Source organism: Acetomicrobium flavidum, assembly GCF_900129645.1.
In the GTDB taxonomy this organism is placed as follows: domain Bacteria; phylum Synergistota; class Synergistia; order Synergistales; family Acetomicrobiaceae; genus Acetomicrobium; species Acetomicrobium flavidum.
Genome location: NZ_FSQZ01000001.1, coordinates 1865922 through 1887167 on the forward strand (window position 1 = coordinate 1865922; position 21246 = coordinate 1887167).

Genomic DNA, 21246 nt, shown 5'->3' on the forward strand with positions numbered 1-21246 from the left:
CCGGGTTTCGGTCGCCTTTATGTTATGAGTGCTTTTGCGGAAAAAATTTAAAACAGCAGCATCGCTATGGGGATGGTAACGAGGATGGATAGTGCAACCCTTTCAAACCATATCACTATAAGGTCTTTTATCTTTAGCGGGATGTCTGTTCCCATGATGCAGGGAATGATGCCTGAGAAGAACAGGACCTCGGATATGGAGATCACGGCGATGGTAAATCGAAAGACAAGGCCGGGATCTATGCCTGTGTTGGCCACTAATATTGCGGGAAGAAACATCTCAGCCAGGGATACGGCACAAGCCTTTGCAGCCAGCATAGCCTCGGGAATGTTAAAGAGCTTGAAAAGTGGATAGTAGATATAGCCAACGATGTCGAAAATTGGAGTATACTTTGCCGTCATGAGGCCCAAAAACCCGATCGATATTATGGAAGGAATCACGGCAAAAGCCATATTTAAACCCTCTTTGAAGTTGTCCTTGATCGTTTGCCCTATGGATGGTGCCTCCATGGCTGTCATCACACCTGCCTGCCAGGCGCGCTTGAACGAAAATCCGCCTCTTTCTTCCTTGGCCCTCTTGCTGCTTCCGTCGTAATAGCTGTCAGGTATCGCACTGAGGGGCCACAGCCTTGCGGTTATTGCAGTGACGACGAAAGTGACGATCATGGAGACAACGAAAAACAGCATCCAGTAATCCATGATCTTAAGCGTCTTGGCTACCACGAGCATAAAGGTTGCAGAGACCGTGGAAAACCCCGTGGCTATGATTGCGGCTTCTCTGGCCGAATAAAGGCTTCGCCTGTATATGTTATTGGTTATGATGAGGCCCACCGAGTAGCTTCCCACGAAGGATGCGATGGCATCTATAGCAGATCTGCCCGGGGTTTTAAATAGAGCTCTCATTACCGGCGCCATGAAAACGCCCGTAAACTCAAGAAGACCGTATCCTGTCAGAAACGCCAAAAACACCGACCCTATAGGGATAACCAGGCTCACGGGAACGGCCAGGCTTGAAAGAAGGAAGGGGCCGACGCTTTTATCAAGCAGAAAAGAAGGACCTACGTTGAAAAATATCATCGGTCCTATGAAGGCTCCCATTACCTTTGCAAGGGAGAAAAAGATGTCGCTTTTGGAGCGGTTCCAGGTCTTTCGGATAAAGGGCAGGGCAGCGCCAACTATCATGACAGCGATCGTATATACTTTCGCTGCAGTAGGAAAATAATTTCTTATAAAAGTGATGATATGATCAACCGGAATTGAGGAGACAGAACCGATCTTAAGGGGATAGAAAAACATAAAAAGGCCAAATAGGCTAAATAATATAAAGCGCATTGCAGAAAAGCTGTAAGTTAGCTTATTTTCGATCGTGCGACCCTCGAATGTGTGATTCTGAGACATAGGGATACCTCCTTTGTGATAAATGCCACATGCATTGGGCAAAATGATTCTTCCATGCACAAGGCGCTTATGACCGGCAGGAGGCCACAAGCGCCTGTTTTATGGCTTTAAAGTTTATTTGTTTTTCTTCTTTAAAGTTTCGGCAACGGTTTCGGCGACCAGGGTGTCGTCGGGTATGTAGGGTAGGGTGATGTGATAATCTTGTCTGAGCTTTTCGTTGACCTCGCGGGCAACCTCCATGGCGCCGCTGTTTCTTGCCCAGGATCTTCTTGCCACGCCTACGAGCACGTCCCAGGGGATCGCCCTGTCGATTATGCGATCGATGCGCTCACTGCCATCCAAAACGAGGCCAAACCCTCCGTTGATCGCCTTGCCTATGCCGACTCCGCCGCCATTATGGAGAGCGACCAAAGACATCCCCCTGGCGGCGTTTCCTGCGTAGCACTGCACGGCCATGTCGGCAGCGATGTTGCTTCCGTCCTTGATGTTGGCCGTCTCCCTGAAGGGCGAGTCAGTGCCGCCCGTGTCGTGGTGGTCTCTGCCAAGCATGACGGGGCCTATTTCGCCCTTTCGCACCATCTCGTTGAACTTATGTGCAATGACGTATCTTAAATGAGCATCGGCGTAAAGAATTCTGGCCTGCGTTCCGACGACAAGATTGTTTTTGTCGGCGTCCCTGATCCAGTTGTAGTTATCCCTGTCCTGCGGCCTGCGGTTGGGGTCGATGCATTCAAGGGCTGCCTTGTCCGTCTTAAGCAGGTCTTCGTGCTTACCTGACAGGCACACCCACCTGAAAGGCCCATATCCGTAATCGAAAAGGAGCGGTCCCATGATGTCTTCGACGTAAGAGGGAAATATGAAGCCGTCCCTTTCGTCGACGCCGTTTTTGCAAATTTCTTTCACGCCGGCGTCGTAGACTGCCTTCATGAAGGAGTTGCCGTAGTCGAAGAAGTACGCTCCGCGATCCACCAGTGTCTTTATGAGCTCGAAGTGCTTGCGCAGGCTTTTGTCGACGAGCTGTTTGAACCTTTCCCTGTCCTCGGAAAGCATCTTAGTTCGTTCCTCGAAGGTCAGCCCCTGGGGGCAGTAGCCGCCGTCGTAGGCAGCATGACACGACGTCTGGTCGGATATGAGCTCGGCCTTTATTCCGTTTTTGACGACGTATTCCAGGAGATCCACGATGTTTCCATAGTAGGCGATGGATATGGGCTCCTTTTTCTTTAGGTGTTCGTTTGCCACGCGAAATACCTCGTCCAGGTCAGACGAAACGTAGGATACCCAGCCCTGTTTCCTTCGCGTCTCGATCCTCGACGGATCCACTTCGGCTATGATGCCGACGGCCCCGGCTATCTCGCAGGCCTTGGGCTGAGCGCCGCTCATGCCGCCCAACCCTGAGGAGATGAAGAGATGTCCGCGCATGTCCTCGCCGGGCTTAAGGCCCAGGTGCAGCCTTCCTGCGTTGAGTATGGTGTTGTAAGTGCCGTGCACTATGCCCTGGGGGCCTATGTACATCCAGCCGCCTGCCGTCATCTGACCGTAGTTGGTGACGCCAAGCTGCATGCCCCTGTGCCAGTCTTCCTGATTATCGTAAAGGCCCACCAGCAAGCCGTTGGTGATGACGACCCTTGGAGCCTCAGGATGAGACTTAAAAAGCCCTAAGGGATGTCCTGACATGACCACCAAGGTATGGTCTTGGTCTAACATCTCCAGGTACATCTTGATTAACCTGTACTGCATCCAGTTTTGGCAGACCTGCCCCGTCTCGCCGTAGGTCACAAGCTCGTAAGGATAAAGCGCCACTTCGAAATCGAGGTTGTTGTCGATCATCACCTGAAAGGCCTTTCCTTCGATGCAGTTGCTCTTGTACTCGTCGATGGGTCGTCCCCAGATTCTTCCCTTCGGCCTGAAGCGGTAGCCGTAGATGCGACCTCTGGTGACTAGCTCTTCCATGAACTCGGGCGCGAGCTTTTCGTGCAGCTCCTCGGGGACGTAGCGAAGGGCATTCTTTAAAGCCAGTTCCGCCTCCTTTTGGGTTAGAGTAAATCCTCTGTCGGGAGCGCGCCTTACGTTTGGCTCAAAGGGAGGGTATTCGGGAAGTTCGGGGGGAAGCTTGATCGTCATCGCCTTACCGTTCAACTCGTTCGTCTCTTTCAATTCAAACTACCTCCTTTTTATATTTGGATAGATTAAGACTTTATTTTTTAGGGAAAGCTGCCTTATAGCTTGCCTTTAATTCGATCGGCAGCTTCCTTTAGCTTTTTTATGATCGTCTCTTCCTGCCCGTCGAAGCTCGTAACTAAGCCTGCCAGACCAAGCTGGGCCAAGAAGTTGCCCCTTCGGTCAAAAAGGGGCACACTGATGTCTCCGGCATGCGTGAGCCATTCCTCACGGCTGTAGGCAAAGCCCTGTCTTCGTATGTATTCAAGCTCTTGTCTCAGGCGGTCTTTGTCCACCTCGGGCGGCAGGTCGCAGGAGATGATGCGTTCGCGCACCTCCATCGGGCTGAAGGCCAAAAGGACCTTTCCGGTGGCGCTCACGTGCAAGGGTATGCTCATCCCGCGGCGAGCAACGTATTTGACGGGACATGCAGGTTCTACGTGGTATATGCAAAGGCCCCTTCGCCCTTCCAAGACGCTTAGTATGGCCGTCTTCTGGGTTTCGGCAACCAGGCGTTTCATCTCCTCTGAGGCGGCGCCGATCAAGGCCTGATGAAAGAGCTTTTCGTTGTGGAGGAGGAAAAAACCGACTCCGGGGCGAAATTGGTCGGTCTTGGGGTCGGCATAAACCCATTCTTCCTTTTCGAGAGACTTGAGCAGGCGATGCAGCGTGCTTTTCGGTATGCCCGTAAAGCCTTCTATCTCTCGCAGGCTATAGGTATCGTTCGAGGAACACAGCAGCCTCATGATGGCTGCTATCTTGCCGACGGTATCCGTCTTTGAGGAAGCCTTGGCCATGTCCTCTCCTCCTAATAACGGGACAGCCTGTCCCATTTGTGTATAACATAGCGAATAGTCGGTACTTTGTCAATAGAAGGACAAGCACCCCCTCAGAGGCGTTGACGAGAAAGGCAAAAGCGCAAAAAGCGCTTAAATTAAAAAAGGAGCTTAAAACGGACTTTAAGCTCCCAAAACGCAAAGGTATGGGATCTTTGCTGTTTCAGCGCCTGTCCCTGGCGTGGCCGAAGCCCGGGATTTCGATCCTCTTTTCGATCTTGCCCACGAGCCAAGCTGCCGCCAATACAATGACGAGGTAGATGACGGCAACGATGAGGTAGACCCTGAAGAACTGATAATTTCTGCTTGCGATGAACTTTCCCTGTGTCAGTAAGTCCGGGGCGCCTATGACGTAGGCTATGGAGGTGGATTTGAGCAGATATATGAACTCGTTGGTCCAGGCAGGGATAGACCACCTGACGGCCTGCGGCAGCACAACGTGAAATATGGTCTGCCAGCGGCTCATGCCCAATGAATAAGCCGCCATGTACTGGTCTGAGCCCACGGCCTGTATGGAACCGCGCGTGTATTCGGCCTGATAGGCTGCGGAATTCAGTATGAAGCCCAAAAAAGCCACTGTCACGGCAGAAAGCCTGATCCCGTAGGGCGGAAGGGCAAAATAAAGTATGAAAAGCTGCGCAAGAAGTGGCGTTCCCCTGATCAGCTCTATGTAGGCGGCACACAACCACGACACAGGCTTAGCGCCAAAGGTCCTTCCCAGGGCAAGAAATATCCCAAGCAGGCTTCCGCAAAGCATGGAGACGACGGCAAGCTCAAATGTAAAGGCCAATCCCTTCATCAACGTGGAAAAATGGGTCGTAAATATGTCTACGATCATGAAGTCTCCCAAAAATCCGGGCATCTCTACCTGCCGCCTTCGCCGTAAAGTTCCCGCAGCTTAAACAAAAACTCCCGGGTTCGCGGATGCTTAGGCTGCGTGAACATCCTTTCGGGAGGTCCCTGTTCTACGATCCTGCCGTTTTCCAAGAATATTATCTCGTCCGATACGGAACGGGCAAAGCCCATCTCATGGGTAACGACGAGCATGGTCATGTCGGCTTCGGCCAGCCCCTGCATGACTGCCAAGACCTCTCCTATGAGCTCAGGGTCTAATGCCGACGTGGGCTCGTCAAAAAGCATGAGTTTGGGGTCCATGGCCAAAGCCCTGGCAATGGCGACCCTCTGTTTTTGACCCCCCGAAAGCTGAGCGGGGTAAAGGTCCTCGATCCCCGACAGGCCGACCCTGTTTAGCTCGTAACGGGCGCGCTCCATGGCCTCTTTTTTGGGGATCTTTTTGACCTTGGTCAGGCCTATCATGATGTTTTCAAGGGCAGTGAGGTGATGAAACAGCCCGAAGTCCTGGAAGACGTAGCCTATTTGCTGTCGAATGGCGTTGATGTTCTTGCACTTGGTGATCTCGGTGTCCTCAAGCCATATTTCGCCCTCGTCCGGGACGACCAGGCGGTTTATGGACTTAAGCAAGGTGCTTTTTCCCGTGCCGCTTGGGCCTATGATCACCTTGGTCTCGCCTTTATACAGGTCAAAGGAAACCCCATCCAAGACGACCTTGTCGCCGAAGCGCTTCTTTAAGTTTATTATCCTAAGCAGCGGTTTGTCCGACATTGGTACTTTTTACACTCCTATTCCGGGAAGTTTGAGCTTTTCTTCCAACCTTTTAAGCAGCCTGGTGACCCCGAAGGTCAAGACGAAATATATGGCAGCTATGACCAAAAAGATCGGCAGAGGCTTATATTCCACGGCGATGATGTACTGCCCCTGCCTGAGCAGCTCCACGACGCCTATGGCGTAAGCAAGAGACGTATCCTTGAGTATTATGGCGTATTCATTGGCAAAGGGGGGTATGAACGTCCTGATTGCCTGCGGAAATATGACATACGCAAAGGCCTTGTATTCGCTCATGCCAAGTGAGTAGGCGGCCGTGAGCTGATCTGACCCCACTGCCATGAAGCTTCCCCTATAAATTTGGGCCATGTAGGCCGTCGAGCGCAGCCCCAATGCGAGCACTGAAGCGTAAAAGGGACTCAGCCTGATGCCCGCTCCGGGCAGGCCGTAAAAGACCAGCAAAAGCAATACCAGCTCCGGAATGCTTCGAAATATCCTGTCGTAGACGGCGGCACATGCCCGAAGCGGCCTGTTTCCGTAAGTGTGGCAAAAGGCGACTATAAGCCCTAAAACAAGGCTCATGGCAACGATGAGCACGGTCAACTTAATTGTGACGAAAGTCCCTTCCAGCAGGGTTGGGAGGGACTTTTCGATCAAGGCAATGGTTTCCTTCAATAAAAACCCCTCGTTCGTGTGGCTTTATTTAAAAGTATTTCTTTAAAAGCTCGTCGAGCTTGCCATTGGCCTTTATTTCCTTTAAGCCCTTGTTAAGCTTGTCAAGTAAGTCTTTATTGCCCTTGGCGACGGCAATTCCGTATTCCTCGCCGGTTATTATCTCGGCAACCATCGTGACGGGGTTTTCGGCCATGTAGCGCTTAGCCACCGGGGTATCCAATACGACGGCGTCGACGTTTCCGTTTATGAGGTCCTGTATGGCCAGCACGAAGGTATCAAACCTGGTGACTTTTCCCTTGAGTATGCCCGTCTTTTCCAGGTTTTCCTCGACCCATAGGTCTCCCGTCGTTCCCGTCTGTACGGCTATCTTGTGGTTGCCGAAAAGCACGGTCACGTTTTTGCCGCTTCCCTTTTTGACCAATACGGCCTGGTTAGCGGAGTAGTAGGGTTCCGTGAAGTCTACGACCTTCTTTCTCTCCTCGGTAATTGTCATGCCCGATGCGACTATGTCGATTGTGCCGGCCGTTAGCCCGGGTATTAGGGAATCGAAGCTGATGTCCTGAAACTTCACGTCGAAGCCCTGGCTTTTGGCGATCGCCTTGATTAGGTCGATGTCAAAGCCCACTATTTGGCCGTCTTTGATGTACTCAAAAGGCGGGAAATCGGCGCTGGTGCCCACCACGTAGGTCTTGGCCACAGCGGGCGTGATGGCCGCAAACAGCACCAACGCTATCATCGACAGATAAAATAAACACTTTTTCATTTTCTCGACACCTCCTGTTTTAGGAATCCTTATTTTCGTGAAGTACTACGTTTAAATATATAGTCCCCGCAGGGCCTTGTCAATAAACCCTGGTTTATCTTGAACTTGCTAAATTATTTGAAATATTTTCTATATAGAATTTCTTCTTGAATAAATCTCCTTTGCCTATTATAGTAACTATTGTAATCATTAAGTTTATTTTTCAAAGGTTATCTTTCGCAAATTGCGTATGGAGGCAGAGGTGATAACATGCTTACTTAGCGTTATTTATAATTGACTGCCGATGTTATGGCTGACGTTTGTTTAAATTGAAATCTTTTCATGGTTTAGTATTATTTCATGCTCATTCAAGTTCTACCCATCAAATCACGATGTTCAACCGTACGGGCCTGAACCTTTCTCATTCAAGGTTAACAAATTAGAGTTAGGAGGAATGTATCGTGACAGGTTTTTTAGGGTGCATTGAGGCCTTCTCGACTTGGCTTTGGGGTACGCCGATGATAGCAGTTCTTGCCATCACAGGAGTATTTTTATCCTTCCGGCTTCGTTTCTTTCAGGTAAGGTACATATCTTATATCTTTAAGCAAACGCTGGGGAAGGTCTTTTCCAAGGAAAGGCTGGGCGAGGGCACTATCTCTCCTTTTCAGGCCTTGACCTCTGCCTTGGCGTCTACCTTGGGTGCCGGCAATATAGCCGGCGTGTCCGTGGCCATATATTACGGAGGCCCCGGAGCTGTATTTTGGATGTGGGTCGTAGCAACCCTGGGGATGGCTACCAAGTTCACCGAGACCGTCTTGAGCTTGAAATATAGGGAAAGAAACGAGGAAGGCGAATATGTAGGCGGTCCCATGTATTACATGTCCAAGGGTTTGGGTTGGAAGTGGCTTGGGGTCTGGTTTGCCCTCGCTTTTTTGGTCGAGCTTTTCTGCAGCATAATGGTGCAGTCCAACGCTATCGCGGGCAATATTGCGGAATCCTTTGGGATCTCGAGCTACATTGTAGGTCTGGGGTCGATGCTTTTCGTAGCAGTAGTTGTCCTTGGCGGCATCAAAAGGATAGGAAACGTCACGGAAAAGCTGGTGCCCTTCATGGCGCTGCTTTACGTCGGAGGGGTGCTGGTCACCATGATCCTGGATATAGGAAGGTTGCCAGAGATCATAGCGCTGATATTTCATTACGCTTTTTCGCCGCATGCTCCCGTTGGAGGTTTCATGGGCGCGACGATAGCGCAGGCCATGAGATGGGGCTTTGCCAGAGGAGTGTATTCCAACGAAGCCGGCATGGGCACGGCCCCCATAGCGCACGCTACGGCAAGCACCGACCATCCCGTAAGACAGGGCCTATGGTCTGTAACGGAAGTCATACTGGACACTGTCGCCTGCACGGCCACTGCCTTTGCCGTGCTTATATCAGGCGTTTGGAGCAGCGACATCGCTGCCGTTAATCCTTCCAGCCTGGCTGCCGTGGCCTTGAGCAAATATTTCGGCAACTACGGAAGCGGGCTGGTGGCCGTGAGCCTGTTTTTATTCGTCATCACAACGGTGTTGGTGTTGGTGTATTACGCGGAAAAGCAGGTGGAGTTTCTCTTTGGCTTGAAGCCCGCTAAGCTTTCGAGGTACTTATATATTGCAGCGATCTACATCGGCGCCGTTGGTGGGGCAAAGTTTCTGTGGCAATTTTTGGATATAAGCCTGGCCATGATAGTCATTCCTAACGTTATGGTGTTGCTGTTGCTTTCAAGGCAAGTTGCTGAGCTTAAAGACGAGTTCTTCGGCACGCCGGGCAAATATTACCTAAAGGACGTAGAAGGCAAGGCCTTATCACTTGGGCTCGAAAATGCAACGTCCAGCAGTTATCGTAAGAACGGGCTTTAAAAAATGTTAAATCTGTGGTAAACATTTCTCGCGCGATTGCGTAAGCCATAAACGGTTAAGGAGGCAGGCAGATGTTTTCAGGTAAAAGGATCAAGATATCGTCGACGATTTTGCTGACCTTTTTCATTATCCTGTCGTCAGTATGTTCTGCGACGGCGATATCGCGCGGGGAAGTGGTTTACGAGATCATGAACGCCCTGGATTTGCCGGTCGTACAGGAAGGCACGGGGTTTTCCGACGTGTCCTCGTCGACCCCTCACGGGGATTCCATACAGGCCGCCAAGGCCTTGGGGATATTGCCGCCCTTGGAGCAGTTTTACCCCTCTTTGGAGGCAACGAACGCAGAGGCTTTAATGTTTGCCGTACGGGCACTGGGGCTTTTTAACGAAGCCGAAGCCTTGGGAGCTGTCTGCAATTTTCAATCGGGCGACGTTCCTCCGTACCTCATGCCCTACATGACGATAGCAGGCGAAATGACCCCCAAAGCGCCCGATGAGATGTTGTCCGACCCAACCGCTGACGTTACGAGCTTGACGCTTGGATCCTTGGTCTCGTGGCTTAGGGCTTGCAAAAACGGCCTCGTCTTTGAAAAGACCCTGCAGGACGATGTATCCACGGTTGTCATGCACAGGGAAGGCATAGGTCGACCTCCTAAGCTTTGGCTCGTCTGCGTCGACGAGATCCCGTTGAACAGCGAAGCCCGTGCCCGCGATCTGGCCGGCAGCTTAAAAAACATGGGATATCCCGCCTTCGTCGTGCGACAGGAGTGGGCGTTTCAGGTGGCCATAGGGCCCTTCGCGAATTACGTCAAGGCCTTCGAGGTGAAGTCGGGCTTACCCAAGACCATGACGGCCTCCATAATTCCTTACGGCGGTGCAGAGGAAAGCCCGGCCCTGTCGTGGGTTGCCCTTGTGTTTGATGCGACGACCGTCACCCCAAAGATTGCCCTTTCAAGCGCCGAATTTGGGACGTCCAAGCCTTTAAGCGAGCTGGCCAAGGCCAAGAATGCAAGGGCTGCCGTAAACGGAGGTTATTTCAGCGGTATGCGTCCCATAGGGCTTATAATAGCGGACGGCAACGTGGTTTATAAGCCCTACAACGGCAGGACCGCCATAGGCTGGAGTGACAGGGGCGAAATTTACATCGGACAGGCAAGGCTTGTTACAAAGGTTACCGTTGGGGGAAAGGTTCAGTTCAATGTGGATGGCATTAATACTCCGCCAACCTATCACGGCATAAGCATCTATACGCCTGAGTTTGGCCAGGAGGCTCAAAAGATTCAGTCCGACGCCTTGGAAGTAATGGTAAGAGACGGCAAGATGACGTGGAAGCAAAGCACGGCTACGGCAAGTCACCACTATATTCCGCCCGACGGCTTTCTTTTGGTGGCCCGCGGAAACAGCAGGTCGTATTTTGCCGATGTGCCCCTTGGGACGGAGGTATCCTTTGAAAGCGCGCTTACTCCCGAGGAGTTTGGTGGTGCAACGTGGGCCTTCCAGGCAGGACCGCTGCTTTTAAAGAACGGCATGGACGTGAGTGCAAACGAGGGCTTTAAACCGAGCTTCACGGACAAAAGACACCCAAGGACATTGTGGGGATGCGACGGAAGCAAGGTCTATTGGGTCGTGGTGGATGGCCGCGATCCCTGGCATTCCCGCGGGGTTACCCTTGCAGAGCTAAGGTCTTTGGCGAAACGTCTGGGGATGAGGGATGCCGTAAACCTGGACGGTGGGGGCTCATCGGGCCTCTGGTGGAACGGGGCTTTGGTAAATCATTCTCCGGGAGGCAGGGAAAGACCCCTTCCTTATATAATTTACATCGATTGATCTTAAAGATATCCGCGCTATCAAAAAGGGCCGCCCGCAAGCGGCCCTTTTAAGCTGTTCTTGGCATTAAGTTTATTCCGTTATGATGTCGTCGTCGGTATCCTTGCGCCAGAATATGAATTTGCCCATCGCCGTGAGCGCTATGGCGACCAGGGGATTTAGGTAGTTCAGGAAGGCGTAAGGCAGATACTCAAGGGTTGGCACTCCAAAGAGGCTCGTGTGATAAGCTCCGCATGTGTTCCAGGGGATCAGGACGGACGTGAGCGTGCCGCTGTCCTCCAGCGTCCTGGATAACATCCTTGGATGCAAGCCCTTTTTGTCGAAGGCGGATTTAAACATCCTCCCGGGAAGGACTATGCTCGTGTACTGGTCGCCCACGAGCAGATTGGTGGCAAAGCAGGCGATGATGACGGACGTGACCAATCCCGTCACGCTTTCAACGTGCTTAAGGATCGCCTCAAGGAGCACTTCCAGGAACCCGCAGCGTTCCATGACTCCGCCGAAGGAAAGGGCACAAAGTATCAACGATACCGTCCACATCATGGAATCCAGTCCGCCGCGCTGCAGCAAATCGCTCAGCATTTGACCCACTTCTTTTGCAAGTTCCGGTGCAACGTCAGTGATGCCCTTTGATGCAAGCAAAACAGATACTGCTTCTAAATTTTCGGCTCCTGCAAGCTGGGCACTCAAGGTGGGGGTGTAGCCGTAATGGATGGACGTGACCATCGTGGCCAATCCGTTTCCCTGAAGAAGTATCATTATGCCGCCCAATACGACGCCTGCAAACATGCTTGGAATCGCAGGAAACTTAAGGGCAGCAAGAAGTATTACTACGATGGGTGGGATAAACCCTAGAAGCGAGATATGAAACTCTGCGGCCAGTAACTTTTGAAAGGCCTGTATTTTCGATACATCCAAAGTGCCGCCTGCAAACTTAAATCCGAGGACTACGGTAATGATGATGACGATAACGTACGTTGTCATCGTGGTAGATATCATAGCCCTTATATGGCTGAAAAGAGTCGTGCCTGCCACGGCAGGTGCCAGGTTTGTCGTATCCGACAAGGGGGACATCTTATCTCCAAAGTAGGCTCCGGATATTACCACGCCTGCGGCAAGCGGTGCAGGAACGCCTAAACCTGCAGCGATGCCTATCAAGGCGAGCCCCACAGTGCCTGATGTACCCCAAGACGTGCCCGTCGCCAGAGAAACAATAGAACATATTAAAAGCGTTGCAAGCAGAAATATGGCAGGCGACAGCAAGCGCAAACCGTAGTAGATCAAGGTGGGTACAACCCCTCCCTGGATCCATGCACCTATGATCATGCCGACTATCATGAGGATCAATATGGCCTGCAGTCCTATCATGATGCCGCGAAAAATTCCCTCTTCGATCTCTTTCCATTGGAAGTGAAGCAGGTAGCGACCAATCACACATATGAAAGAAGTCGCAATTACGATGGGAACGTGAACGTCGACGCCCAAGGCAAGGACCCCCACGCCGATGCATGCAAAGGATACAACCACGGCGACGATCGCCTCAAGCAGCGTCGGTCTTCGGTGCGAGCTTTCGCTTTCCTTCATAATGCCCGTTCCTCCTTTGGGTATAGCTTTATGTTATAATACTTATCTTTGATTATATTTATAATAAGGACACTATACAAGACTGATTTTTCATAAAAGCGGTAATTTTAAGAAATTTTAAGTTAAGTTTTTATGAATTAATGCACTTTAATTTATATGTACAAGTATTCATAAATTCATGAATGATAAAAATAAAGTTTAAATTGTAAGTGTATATCAGATTGTTTTTCAAATAACCAGTAGTTAATACAAAATGACAGTCTGCTAATACAAAATACGGCACGAGCCGCCGTTAAACAGCCCGTGCCGTCGAAGGGAAAGGGCGGATTTCGGATTTTTAATCTATGTTCAATAGCCTTATTGCGATATTGAAGTACACTGTAAGTGCGGTGATATCGACAACTGTTGTGATAAATGGCGCGGAAAACACTGCCGGATCCACGCGGCACATCCTTCCCAGGATAGGAAGGATGGCCCCTATCGTAGAGCTCATGATCAAGACTACTATTAAGGTGCAGGCAACTATCATGCCGATCGTCGCCGAGCCGCTTATGGCCCAGGCGAAGAAGTACCCTATGAACCCCATCACGATGCCTATCAAACCGCTTACCCTTAACTCCTTGAAGAGTATGACCGCGATGTCCTTAACCGTGACCTCTCCCAGGGCTAAGGCCCTGATAATTAACGACGACGCCTGCGTGCCGGAGTTTCCCCCCACATCGGCAAGCAGTGGGATGAAAAAGGCCAGCGTTACCACGCTGCTTAAAACATTTTCATAGTACTTTAAGATATTGCTGGTGACCGCCTGGACGACAAAAAGAAACACAAGCCAGCCTATTCGCTTGCTGAAAAGCGTCATCAGGCTTGATTCCAGATAGGGCAACTCCAGAGGCTGGCTGCCTCCGAGCCTGTGGATGTCTTCGGTGTCCTCTTCTTCTATGACGTCCATGATGTCGTCGGCCGTAATGACACCGACCAACCTGCCCTGGCCGTTTACCACGGGCAGGATCATGAGGTCGTACTGGCTCATTACCCTGGCTGCCTCTTCCTGGTCTGCCGTCGCCAGCACCGTTATGATGTTTTTGTGCATGACGTCGGATACCAGGCTTTTGGGATCGTTTAAAAGCAGTTCCTTGAGGGATAACACGCCGACCAGCTTGCCTATCGCATCGACGATGTAGATGTAGTTTGCGATGCTCTGTTTCTGGCCGACCTTTCTGAAATGCCTTATGACCTGCTCTATGGTCCAGTACTCTCTGGCCTGGATGTAGTCCAGGGACATTATCCCGCCGGCGGAATCCTCCGGATAGGTCATGAGGTACTTGATGCTTTCCAGGTCTTCCTCCGGCACCATGGCCATTATTTGTTGTGCCTTGTTTGGATGGATGGCCATGAGCAGATCGGCTATGGCGTCCCGCCCCATGGCCGCAAATATCGCCTTGGCCACGGCTTTGTCGGAGTGATCAAGCAGTCGGTACTGGTCGTCGTAGTCCAAGTGCTCCAAGGCCTCAGCTGCGGTTTCCGGAGGGGTCAAGGAAAGTATCGTGATTTGTTCCGGTTCCTCGAATTCCTCCAAAAGCGATGCGATCTCGTAAGGATGAAGCTCGCTAAGGTAATCCCGCAAGGCTTCATAGTTACGTGCCTCTAACATATCCTCGACGGTTCCCCTGAAGAAATCGATGTTTCTCTGTTCCATTGGAATCACCTCCCAGAGATCAGTGGGTTGCTAAAGGGACGCAAGAGGTGCGTAGCGTCTTAAAGACGTTTTTGTCGTTTTGCCAAATCTTTCCGATCTCCGGAGGGCGTTTGGGATGGCCTAAAGCAGAGGGATAGGCATGAAGGATGTGGCCATAGGAAAGCCCTGACCCTCCGAAAGAACCGGAGCATGTCCGCCTGTTATTTCATACACGCTACACCGATGACTACTGGGTCCGGCGTCCACCTATTGCCACCACCCTTCCTGCATAAAGAATAAGACCTTAATTAGGATAACATATGAGATGATATTTTTCACCTTTTTTGCGATGTTGAAAGGGCCAACTTAAGTGGAAAATTTAACATAAAATGACATGTATACATTTACAAATCCGTTTTATGTATATAATAATATCTGGCGGAAGAGTAAGTAATTTCTTGGAGGTGATGTCCCAGGTAACATCCGTCGATAGGATGGCGTAACGAATAGGCTGGTTGCTTTTATACGCAAGTCCATTTGTCAGTGCTGTCAAAAATTACACGAAAACGAATCGGGAGGTTATGGGAATGTTTAAGAAATTGGGCTTGTTGCCAAGGCTAATCATTGCGATCATCTGCGGTATTTTAATCGGAAAGTTTTTACCCCAGTGGTGCGTCGGACTTCTTGCTACCTTTAACGGCATCTTCGGCAATTTCCTGGGCTTTGCCATCCCGCTCATAATCCTTGGTTTCGTTGCTCCGGGCATAGCGGATCTGGGGAAGGGCGCCGGAAAGCTGCTTGGGATAACTGTTGCGCTTGCCTACGGCTCGACTTTGCTAGCGGGCTTTTTTGCCTACTTCGTCGGAACCAACATCATGCCCAAATTTATAAACTTCGTGGCCAATGTGGCTGCATCCAACCCTGAGGAGCATTTGCTGCCTCCATACTTTACGATCGAAATGCCCCCGATCATGGGCGTGATGACCGCGATACTGCTTGCCTTCATACTTGGCATAGGAATGCCGGCAATCGAGGAAAAGACCTTACACAACGCCACGGTCGAGTTTCAAAAGATCGTCACAATGCTAGTCAGTTACGTCATAATACCGTTGCTGCCCATCCACGTGGCGGGCATATTTGCCAATATGACCTTTGCGGGAGAAGTGGGCAGAATTATGTCAGTATTTGGCAAGGTTTTGCTGCTTGTAATAGCCTGCCATATTACGCTGCTTTTGGTGTACTTCGCCGTGGCCTGCGCTTACGGCAAAAAGAACTTCTTCCAGTGCCTTAAAAACCAGATACCGGGTTACGTCACGGCCCTTGGTACTCAGTCCTCGGCTGCGACTATACCGGTGAATGTCCAGTGCGCGGAAAGAAACGGCATTTCCAAGGCGGTGAGGGACTTCGTGATACCGCTGTGCGCTACGATTCACCTGGCAGGCTCAACCATTACCATTACCATGTGCTCCATAGCCGTCATGATGCTTCATGGCATGCAATTTAACTTTGCCTCCATGGTCGGCTTCATAGCGATGCTTGGCATTACCATGGTTGCCGCACCCGGCGTTCCCGGAGGCGCTATCATGTCTGCCCTTGGAGTGCTTCAGACCATGCTTGGCTTTAGCGAAGCCCAGCTTGGCCTCATGATAGCCCTTCACATCGCCCAAGACAGCTTCGGTACGGCCTGCAACGTCTCGGGGGACAACGCAATAGCCATCGTTGTCGACAAGATAGCCGCAAGGATGGAAAGGGAAACCGCTACTCAAAAGGGCAAACGAACGTCCAGGGAACCTCAGTTTGCTGGGAAATAGCGACTGAATCGTAAACTAAATATGCGTAATGACGGCCATGTAAGCCCGCGAGGCTGCATGGCCGTAATTTTTTTTGGAAAATAGATACCTTGGTCAAGGACGCTATCGGCAAGAAGTTGTACGAAATTGCTTCTGACGGTGATGCGCTGATCGAAAATGCCCCCACACCTTCCTTTGGGAGGTGTGGCCGGTTGAGCAGAAGATGTTTTGTCGTGGAATTTAAAGAGCCCCTGGGTTACGGCGACGGCCTTACATTTCAGGAAAGGGCTTTTGAAAAAGTTTCAGCGGGTGAGGCCGACGGCATACTTCTTCTTTTGGAGCACAAGCCCGTTTTTACCGTGGGAAGATCGGGGGGAAGGGAAAACCTGCTCGTGGATGAAAGGGTCCTTGAAGCTTACGGGATAGAGCTATACGAGACGAACAGGGGAGGAAACATAACCTATCACGGTCCTGGGCAGATAGTCGCCTACCCCATATTTAATTTGAGCAAATGGAAGAAGGACCTTCCATGGTACGTCTCATGCCTTGAAGAAGTGGTTATACAAGTGCTGAAAGATTACAATATAAAGGCCGGCAGGAAGCCCAAATACAGGGGCGTCTGGGTCGCAGACAAAAAAATCGCAGCCATAGGTATCGCCGCCGACAGGTGGATCACCATGCACGGCTTTGCCTTTAATGTAAGGGTTGACAAGTCACATTTCGAGCTCATCAACCCCTGCGGTATAAAGGAGTTTTCCGTGGCCTCGCTCGACGACTACGTCGAGGACGTAGATTTTCGGGAGGTCGTAAAAAAAGTAAAAGAAAAATTCTCTTTAGTTTTTGAAACTAACTTCAAAAAGGAATTATCAGAAGGGATGTCGTAAATTTGCAAGTTATCCCGGTAATGGATCTTTTGGATGGTTTAATCGTGCGAGCATATAGAGGAGAGAGGGATAAATATCGCCCTATGGAAAGCCCTTTGGTAAATTCGCCCCATCCTGTGAAAGTGGCAAAGGCGTTGCTTCACGTAACAGGAGGAAGTGACCTTTACGTCGCCGATCTCAACGCCATTCAAGACATGGAAGATAATCTCGAGGTTTTGCAAAAAGTACGGAAAGAGACAATGGCAACCCTTTGGATAGATGCGGGAACAGGATGCTTGGATGAAGTGCTTTACCTGATGTCCGAGATTCCATCCTGCAAGGTTGTCGTTGGCTCTGAGACCCTTGAAAGCAGCGAAGAACTTGAAAAGATAGCAAGAAAATGCCCGATGGATCGCGTTGTATTCAGCTTGGATATCAAAGAAGGTAAAATCCTGACTCGTGAGGGATCGCCCTTTTGGGGCGTTTCCTTGGAAGAAGGGATAGACCTGTTAAAAGAAGTAGAATGGGAAAAGGTCATAATTCTTACTTTAGACGGCGTGGGAACGGGCAGTGGATTGCCCCTGCAGATGTATGAGAGGGCAATTCAAAGGGCGCCTGAAATAAGTTTTTACGGCGGCGGAGGATTTAGCTCCAAGAATGAGCTTTTTGCCCTAAAAAAGCTAAACATGGCAGGCCTGCTGGTCGCCACGGCCCTTCACGAAGGGCGAATCACCAAAAAAGACATAGAGGAGCTGGCGTCGTGAGTTCATATCCAAAAAGGGCGGCCTTTCTGGCAAGCGTTGTATCTAAGGAAGAGGCCGCCGAAGCCTTGAAGGTCCAAGTTGACGTGATAGACGTGAAAAACCCCGCCGAAGGAGCTCTTGGGGCAGCCTTGCCGGAGACAATAACCGAGATAAGAGGCGTCGTCCCCAAGGCCATTCCCGTGAGCGCCGCCATTGGAGACATGCCATATCTTCCGGGCACGGCAGCGCTTGCGGCCGTAGGAGCAGCCTGTGCAGGAGCCGATATGGTTAAAATAGGCCTTTACGGTGCAAAAACATCCGATGAGGCCTTGAATCTGCTTTGCTCGGTCGCAAATGCGTTAAAAATGTATTTCCCGACCTCTTTGCTGGTCGCAGGAGCTTACGCGGATGCTCAAATCTTTGGCGGCATTAATTTCCTTGATGTCCCGGCTTTGGCCGCGAAGGCCGGTGCTGCAGGTTGTCTTCTTGATACTTTTGATAAATCCTTCGGCCACAACTTGCTTGAGATTGCCTCCATGGAGGCAATAGGGGATTTTGTCTCGGCCTGCAGGGAATGGGGCCTTTTTTCTGCCTTGGCTGGTTCTTTAAAACTCGAAGATGTACCTTTATTATTGCCCCTTAGGCCTGATTACCTGGGCTTTCGAGGTGCACTTTGCGAGGGAGGTCGGTCGGGCAAACTTTCGTCAAGAAAGGTCCTTGAAATTTCATCGCTCATTGCAGGCGAAAGCAGCGCCTGTTGCCACAGCTGACGGTGTCGTTTAGCGAAAGCTTCTTATTTCCGTCGCACAGCCAGACCTCCCCATTGTAGCGGGAAAGGAAACGGAAGAACATTGGATCGACCCAACTTGTGCCCGTAAGGTCCTTCACGTCATGGGGAGGAATGTTGTCTTTAAGCAGGACAAGTCTTGAGGCGTCGAAGGCTGCGGCGATAAAGCAGGCCAAGCTGTCAGAGGTTGTTTCCCAGCTTTCGGGTATTCCTCTTTGCTCCTTAAGCCAGTTAGATGGCAAAAATATAGGGATCTTTCCCGAAAGCCAGGCCTGTGATATATCTTCTTTGTTGTAGGCCGTTACGGAATGCGGTACCTTTTCAGCAAGAACGTAACCAAATTGATCCATCGCCAGCACGGCCATCCAGTGAGACGTGAAAGCCGCTAGCTTCCATTGTCTGTCGCATAGGCGTACCTCATCGGCAAATTTACCGCCTCCCGGTACCACTATGCATTTATGGCCTCGCAGCGACTCGCTTAAATTTCTGCATATCTCAAGAAATCGTGGTAGCCTTTCAAGGCTTCCGCCAAATTTTACTACGACTTCGGCGGACATGAGAGGTAAATGGCCAAATCCTTGGCAGCAGCATAGGCGGGAAAATGTTTCTTAACCACATCAGGGATGATCGCCTCAGTATTTAAGATTGACAGATTTGCCCGGAGGGCTGCCTGAATTCCTAAGGATTGGCCTGCTCCCGTGACTGCGGCAGGCCCCTTTACGTGGGGCTGCGAGCAAACTTGATACAGCGCGTCAACTATTAGCCCGATTTGACGTTCCCTCAAATATCCGGCCAATGGCAACAGATCTTCTGGCTTTATAAGAGAAGCGTCCGCACATATAAGTCGGGCCAGGCGACGGGCAGCGCCCTCGGCGTTAACGGATCCGCTGTCAGGCGGGGTACAGCTGTAGTCTTTCGGGTCGATTTCGCCTAAAAGAAGGTAGCAGTCTCCCATGACGGCAAAATATTCGTTGGAAGTGCGATACCAGTCTCCCCTAAAGGGAAGCAGTGAGGCTAGGGCGTTGGGATTTGAGCGGATTAAGCCCGTATAGACCAGCTCGCCGAAGCGCAGTCTGTCTGTGTCGTTTCTTCCTCTAACGTACAGGGCATTTTCTTTGATGGGTATTATGTCCGTTGTGGTGCTTCCAACATCTATCCATATTCCGTCGCCGATGGACCTTGCTATCTCTCGCGCAGCCGCAATCCAATTGGTCGCCGCAAGGTTGATCGGATCGCCCATGGCTTTTTCTGCTGGCACCCACCTTTCGTCTGTGCCAAGGCACATAAGCTGGATGCCAGGAAATGTATTGATGAAGGCATCCAGCACGAAGCGCACACCTTCAGCTTTGGTGGCAAAACAATCGGAAAGTTCAGCCGTCATGGTGATAGCCATGGCTGTGTTGGAGAGGGAGATGTCTGAGGCAAGATACTCAAGCACCGTCGACAGCTTGTCAGGGTCCCTCCATATCTCAAAGGTCATATCCTTAGAGCTTAAAAGGGCAAAGTCGCCTGAGATGCAGGCGCACTTACTTTGTACCCCGCCAATGTCCCAGCCTACGATCACGTCGTATGTTTTTAGCATGATAAACCCTCCACGGTGTAATCAATTTTCGGCACAGCAGAATCTGATGGAAGCTTGTCGAGGAGGCAGGCTTCCATCAATGCCTCGGCTATGTTCCAAGTTGCAAACTTCCCCAGGAAGGCCAAAGGCGTAGTGATCCTCGGGTTTACCTCAAGCACCTGGGAGCCCTTCGTAGTCATGATCAGGTCAATTCCAACATATCCCATAAGACCTTGTATCGCGTCTACGACAGTCTGGCTAAGCCCTTGAAGGTATTCCAGACTTGTGCCTCCGTAGGCAGCATAGTCCTCTTCGGAAAGGCCAGTTTTTCCTCCTATGTACCTAAAGCTTGCGGATTTGCCATCATCGCTTTCAGTTAGGGCGATCTTTTGCTCGTTTACCGAGATGAGATGTGCCTTCCCGCTTCGGCTTATCAAAAGGGACAAGCTGGCTGGGAATCCTTTTATGAATGGCTGAATGATTAAACCTCTTGGATCGGCTTTATTTGACGTTAAAAATTCATCAAGTTCGATTTTGTTGTTAAGCAAATTGCTTCCCTCTCCTCCGGTCCCGCAGGAGGGCTTGACGACAAGGGGAAAACCCCACGACAGGGCCGCCTCTTTTATCGTGGTTTGGTCGTAGGCTACGGCAAAAGGCGAACACGGCACTCCTTTGTCGGCAAGCAGTTCAAGAAGGCGAGCCTTGTCCGACGCTGCCTCTACGGCACCTGGGGCTGATCCCAAAATTATACCGCCGGCTTGAGTCACCTTTAAGGCAAGACGCGCGGATATCCCCTGCGTCTCTGGAGCAATGAGTACAACGAGTTTGTTTCCGCAAAGCTCAAACAGTACACTTTCTCCTTCGCCATTGTGCACGATGTACTGGTTTTGCCGTTCGGTAGGGTCAAGGGCAAAGGAGAACCTTTCGTTCAAGATCAAAAGGGGCTTTATGTAGTTCAGGCGAGAAAAACAGGAAAGCATCGTCCTCGCCATAAAGAGACCTTCCCTTGCAAAGGATCTGTCGTTCTTTCCTTTATCTTCGCCCGACGAAAAATGTTCGTATATTATTACCTGTCGATGAGAGCCTGATGCA

The 21246-nt window shown here is 50.8% G+C and carries 18 protein-coding genes; 6 read left to right on the top strand and 12 right to left on the bottom strand.

Translation table 11 applies throughout. The annotated features are described in order from the left end of the window. Nucleotides 1-47: 47 nt before the first annotated feature. From BUQ78_RS09210 to BUQ78_RS09240, 7 genes are all read right to left on the bottom strand, one after another. Complete coding sequence (locus BUQ78_RS09210) at nt 48-1397, bottom strand: YjiH family protein (RefSeq protein ID WP_074200007.1); 1350 nt, start codon at nt 1395-1397, stop codon at nt 48-50. Nucleotides 1398-1511: 114 nt separating this feature from the next. After that, nucleotides 1512-3518 carry a urocanate hydratase gene (locus BUQ78_RS09215; protein ID WP_074200220.1) on the bottom strand — a complete coding sequence of 669 codons (2007 nt, stop codon included), beginning with the start codon at nt 3516-3518 and terminating at the stop codon, nt 1512-1514. A 95-nt stretch (nt 3519-3613) separates the two neighbouring features. Next, a complete protein-coding gene (locus tag BUQ78_RS09220; protein ID WP_084532326.1) occupies nt 3614-4351 on the bottom strand; it encodes an IclR family transcriptional regulator in 738 nt (245 codons plus the stop codon). 202 nt (nt 4352-4553) lie between these two features. Then, nucleotides 4554-5252: an amino acid ABC transporter permease gene (locus tag BUQ78_RS09225; RefSeq protein ID WP_084532328.1), complete on the bottom strand. Its 699-nt coding sequence runs from the start codon at nt 5250-5252 to the stop codon at nt 4554-4556. Between the two features lie 2 nt (nt 5253-5254). After that, nucleotides 5255-6013 (bottom strand): amino acid ABC transporter ATP-binding protein, encoded by a 759-nt coding sequence (locus BUQ78_RS09230; protein ID WP_014807115.1) that lies wholly within the window; start codon nt 6011-6013, stop codon nt 5255-5257. Between the two features lie 9 nt (nt 6014-6022). Next, nucleotides 6023-6688 (bottom strand): amino acid ABC transporter permease, encoded by a 666-nt coding sequence (locus BUQ78_RS09235; protein WP_014807114.1) that lies wholly within the window; start codon nt 6686-6688, stop codon nt 6023-6025. A gap of 28 nt (nt 6689-6716) precedes the next feature. Beyond that, the gene (locus BUQ78_RS09240; RefSeq protein WP_074200009.1) at nt 6717-7451 is read right to left on the bottom strand and encodes a basic amino acid ABC transporter substrate-binding protein; all 735 of its coding nucleotides are present in this window, start codon (nt 7449-7451) and stop codon (nt 6717-6719) included. A gap of 440 nt (nt 7452-7891) precedes the next feature. On the opposite strand from BUQ78_RS09240, the gene BUQ78_RS09245 reads away from it, so the two are divergent. Next, entirely contained in the window at nt 7892-9325 is a 1434-nt protein-coding gene (locus BUQ78_RS09245; protein ID WP_074200010.1) for an alanine/glycine:cation symporter family protein, read from the top strand. A gap of 71 nt (nt 9326-9396) precedes the next feature. Next, nucleotides 9397-11151 carry a phosphodiester glycosidase family protein gene (locus BUQ78_RS09250; protein WP_074200011.1) on the top strand — a complete coding sequence of 585 codons (1755 nt, stop codon included), beginning with the start codon at nt 9397-9399 and terminating at the stop codon, nt 11149-11151. Nucleotides 11152-11223: 72 nt separating this feature from the next. On the opposite strand, the gene nhaC is transcribed toward BUQ78_RS09250, so the two are convergent. Together nhaC and mgtE are read right to left on the bottom strand one after the other, a co-directional pair. Continuing rightward, nucleotides 11224-12735: a Na+/H+ antiporter NhaC gene (nhaC, locus tag BUQ78_RS09255; protein ID WP_074200012.1), complete on the bottom strand. Its 1512-nt coding sequence runs from the start codon at nt 12733-12735 to the stop codon at nt 11224-11226. A 337-nt stretch (nt 12736-13072) separates the two neighbouring features. After that, nucleotides 13073-14431, bottom strand: coding sequence for a magnesium transporter (mgtE, locus tag BUQ78_RS09260; RefSeq protein WP_074200013.1), 1359 nt, complete (start codon nt 14429-14431; stop codon nt 13073-13075). 566 nt (nt 14432-14997) lie between these two features. Between mgtE and BUQ78_RS09265 the strand changes: the two genes are divergently transcribed. The 4 genes from BUQ78_RS09265 to BUQ78_RS09280 all read left to right on the top strand — a co-directional run bounded on the left by BUQ78_RS09265 (nt 14998) and on the right by BUQ78_RS09280 (nt 18576). Beyond that, a complete protein-coding gene (locus tag BUQ78_RS09265; protein WP_074200014.1) occupies nt 14998-16221 on the top strand; it encodes a dicarboxylate/amino acid:cation symporter in 1224 nt (407 codons plus the stop codon). Between the two features lie 89 nt (nt 16222-16310). Further along, nucleotides 16311-17084 (top strand): lipoyl(octanoyl) transferase LipB, encoded by a 774-nt coding sequence (gene lipB / locus BUQ78_RS09270; protein ID WP_318259606.1) that lies wholly within the window; start codon nt 16311-16313, stop codon nt 17082-17084. Between the two features lie 2 nt (nt 17085-17086). After that, complete coding sequence (locus BUQ78_RS09275; RefSeq protein WP_084532330.1) at nt 17087-17827, top strand: HisA/HisF-related TIM barrel protein; 741 nt, start codon at nt 17087-17089, stop codon at nt 17825-17827. Further along, complete coding sequence (locus BUQ78_RS09280; protein ID WP_084532332.1) at nt 17824-18576, top strand: (5-formylfuran-3-yl)methyl phosphate synthase; 753 nt, start codon at nt 17824-17826, stop codon at nt 18574-18576. The genes BUQ78_RS09275 and BUQ78_RS09280 overlap by 4 nt, the downstream gene beginning before the upstream one ends. On the opposite strand, the gene BUQ78_RS09285 is transcribed toward BUQ78_RS09280, so the two are convergent. The 3 genes from BUQ78_RS09285 to BUQ78_RS09295 are packed head-to-tail and all read right to left on the bottom strand — an operon-like array spanning nt 18539 to nt 21146. Further along, on the bottom strand, nt 18539-19150 hold the full coding sequence (locus tag BUQ78_RS09285) for an amino acid kinase family protein (protein WP_074200016.1): 612 nt from the start codon (nt 19148-19150) through the stop codon (nt 18539-18541). The two genes, BUQ78_RS09280 and BUQ78_RS09285, sit on opposite strands and share 38 nt — an antisense overlap. Continuing rightward, nucleotides 19132-20175 (bottom strand): hydantoinase/oxoprolinase family protein, encoded by a 1044-nt coding sequence (locus BUQ78_RS09290; RefSeq protein ID WP_074200017.1) that lies wholly within the window; start codon nt 20173-20175, stop codon nt 19132-19134. The genes BUQ78_RS09285 and BUQ78_RS09290 overlap by 19 nt, the downstream gene beginning before the upstream one ends. After that, on the bottom strand, nt 20169-21146 hold the full coding sequence (locus BUQ78_RS09295; RefSeq protein ID WP_318259608.1) for an ATP-grasp domain-containing protein: 978 nt from the start codon (nt 21144-21146) through the stop codon (nt 20169-20171). The genes BUQ78_RS09290 and BUQ78_RS09295 overlap by 7 nt, the downstream gene beginning before the upstream one ends. Nucleotides 21147-21246 lie beyond the last annotated feature (100 nt).

Coding starts and splice junctions, on each gene's coding strand:
- mgtE (WP_074200013.1), bottom strand. CDS start 14,431: ATGGAACAGAGAAACATCGATTTCTTCAGGGGAACCGTCGAGGATATG.
- nhaC (WP_074200012.1), bottom strand. CDS start 12,735: ATGAAGGAAAGCGAAAGCTCGCACCGAAGACCGACGCTGCTTGAGGCG.
- BUQ78_RS09220 (WP_084532326.1), bottom strand. CDS start 4,351: ATGGCCAAGGCTTCCTCAAAGACGGATACCGTCGGCAAGATAGCAGCC.
- BUQ78_RS09240 (WP_074200009.1), bottom strand. CDS start 7,451: ATGAAAAAGTGTTTATTTTATCTGTCGATGATAGCGTTGGTGCTGTTT.
- BUQ78_RS09265 (WP_074200014.1), top strand. CDS start 14,998: ATGTTTAAGAAATTGGGCTTGTTGCCAAGGCTAATCATTGCGATCATC.
- BUQ78_RS09215 (WP_074200220.1), bottom strand. CDS start 3,518: ATGACGATCAAGCTTCCCCCCGAACTTCCCGAATACCCTCCCTTTGAG.
- BUQ78_RS09230 (WP_014807115.1), bottom strand. CDS start 6,013: ATGTCGGACAAACCGCTGCTTAGGATAATAAACTTAAAGAAGCGCTTC.
- BUQ78_RS09210 (WP_074200007.1), bottom strand. CDS start 1,397: ATGTCTCAGAATCACACATTCGAGGGTCGCACGATCGAAAATAAGCTA.
- BUQ78_RS09290 (WP_074200017.1), bottom strand. CDS start 20,175: ATGCTAAAAACATACGACGTGATCGTAGGCTGGGACATTGGCGGGGTA.
- BUQ78_RS09225 (WP_084532328.1), bottom strand. CDS start 5,252: ATGCCCGGATTTTTGGGAGACTTCATGATCGTAGACATATTTACGACC.
- BUQ78_RS09250 (WP_074200011.1), top strand. CDS start 9,397: ATGTTTTCAGGTAAAAGGATCAAGATATCGTCGACGATTTTGCTGACC.
- BUQ78_RS09285 (WP_074200016.1), bottom strand. CDS start 19,150: ATGTCCGCCGAAGTCGTAGTAAAATTTGGCGGAAGCCTTGAAAGGCTA.
- BUQ78_RS09295 (WP_318259608.1), bottom strand. CDS start 21,146: ATGGCGAGGACGATGCTTTCCTGTTTTTCTCGCCTGAACTACATAAAG.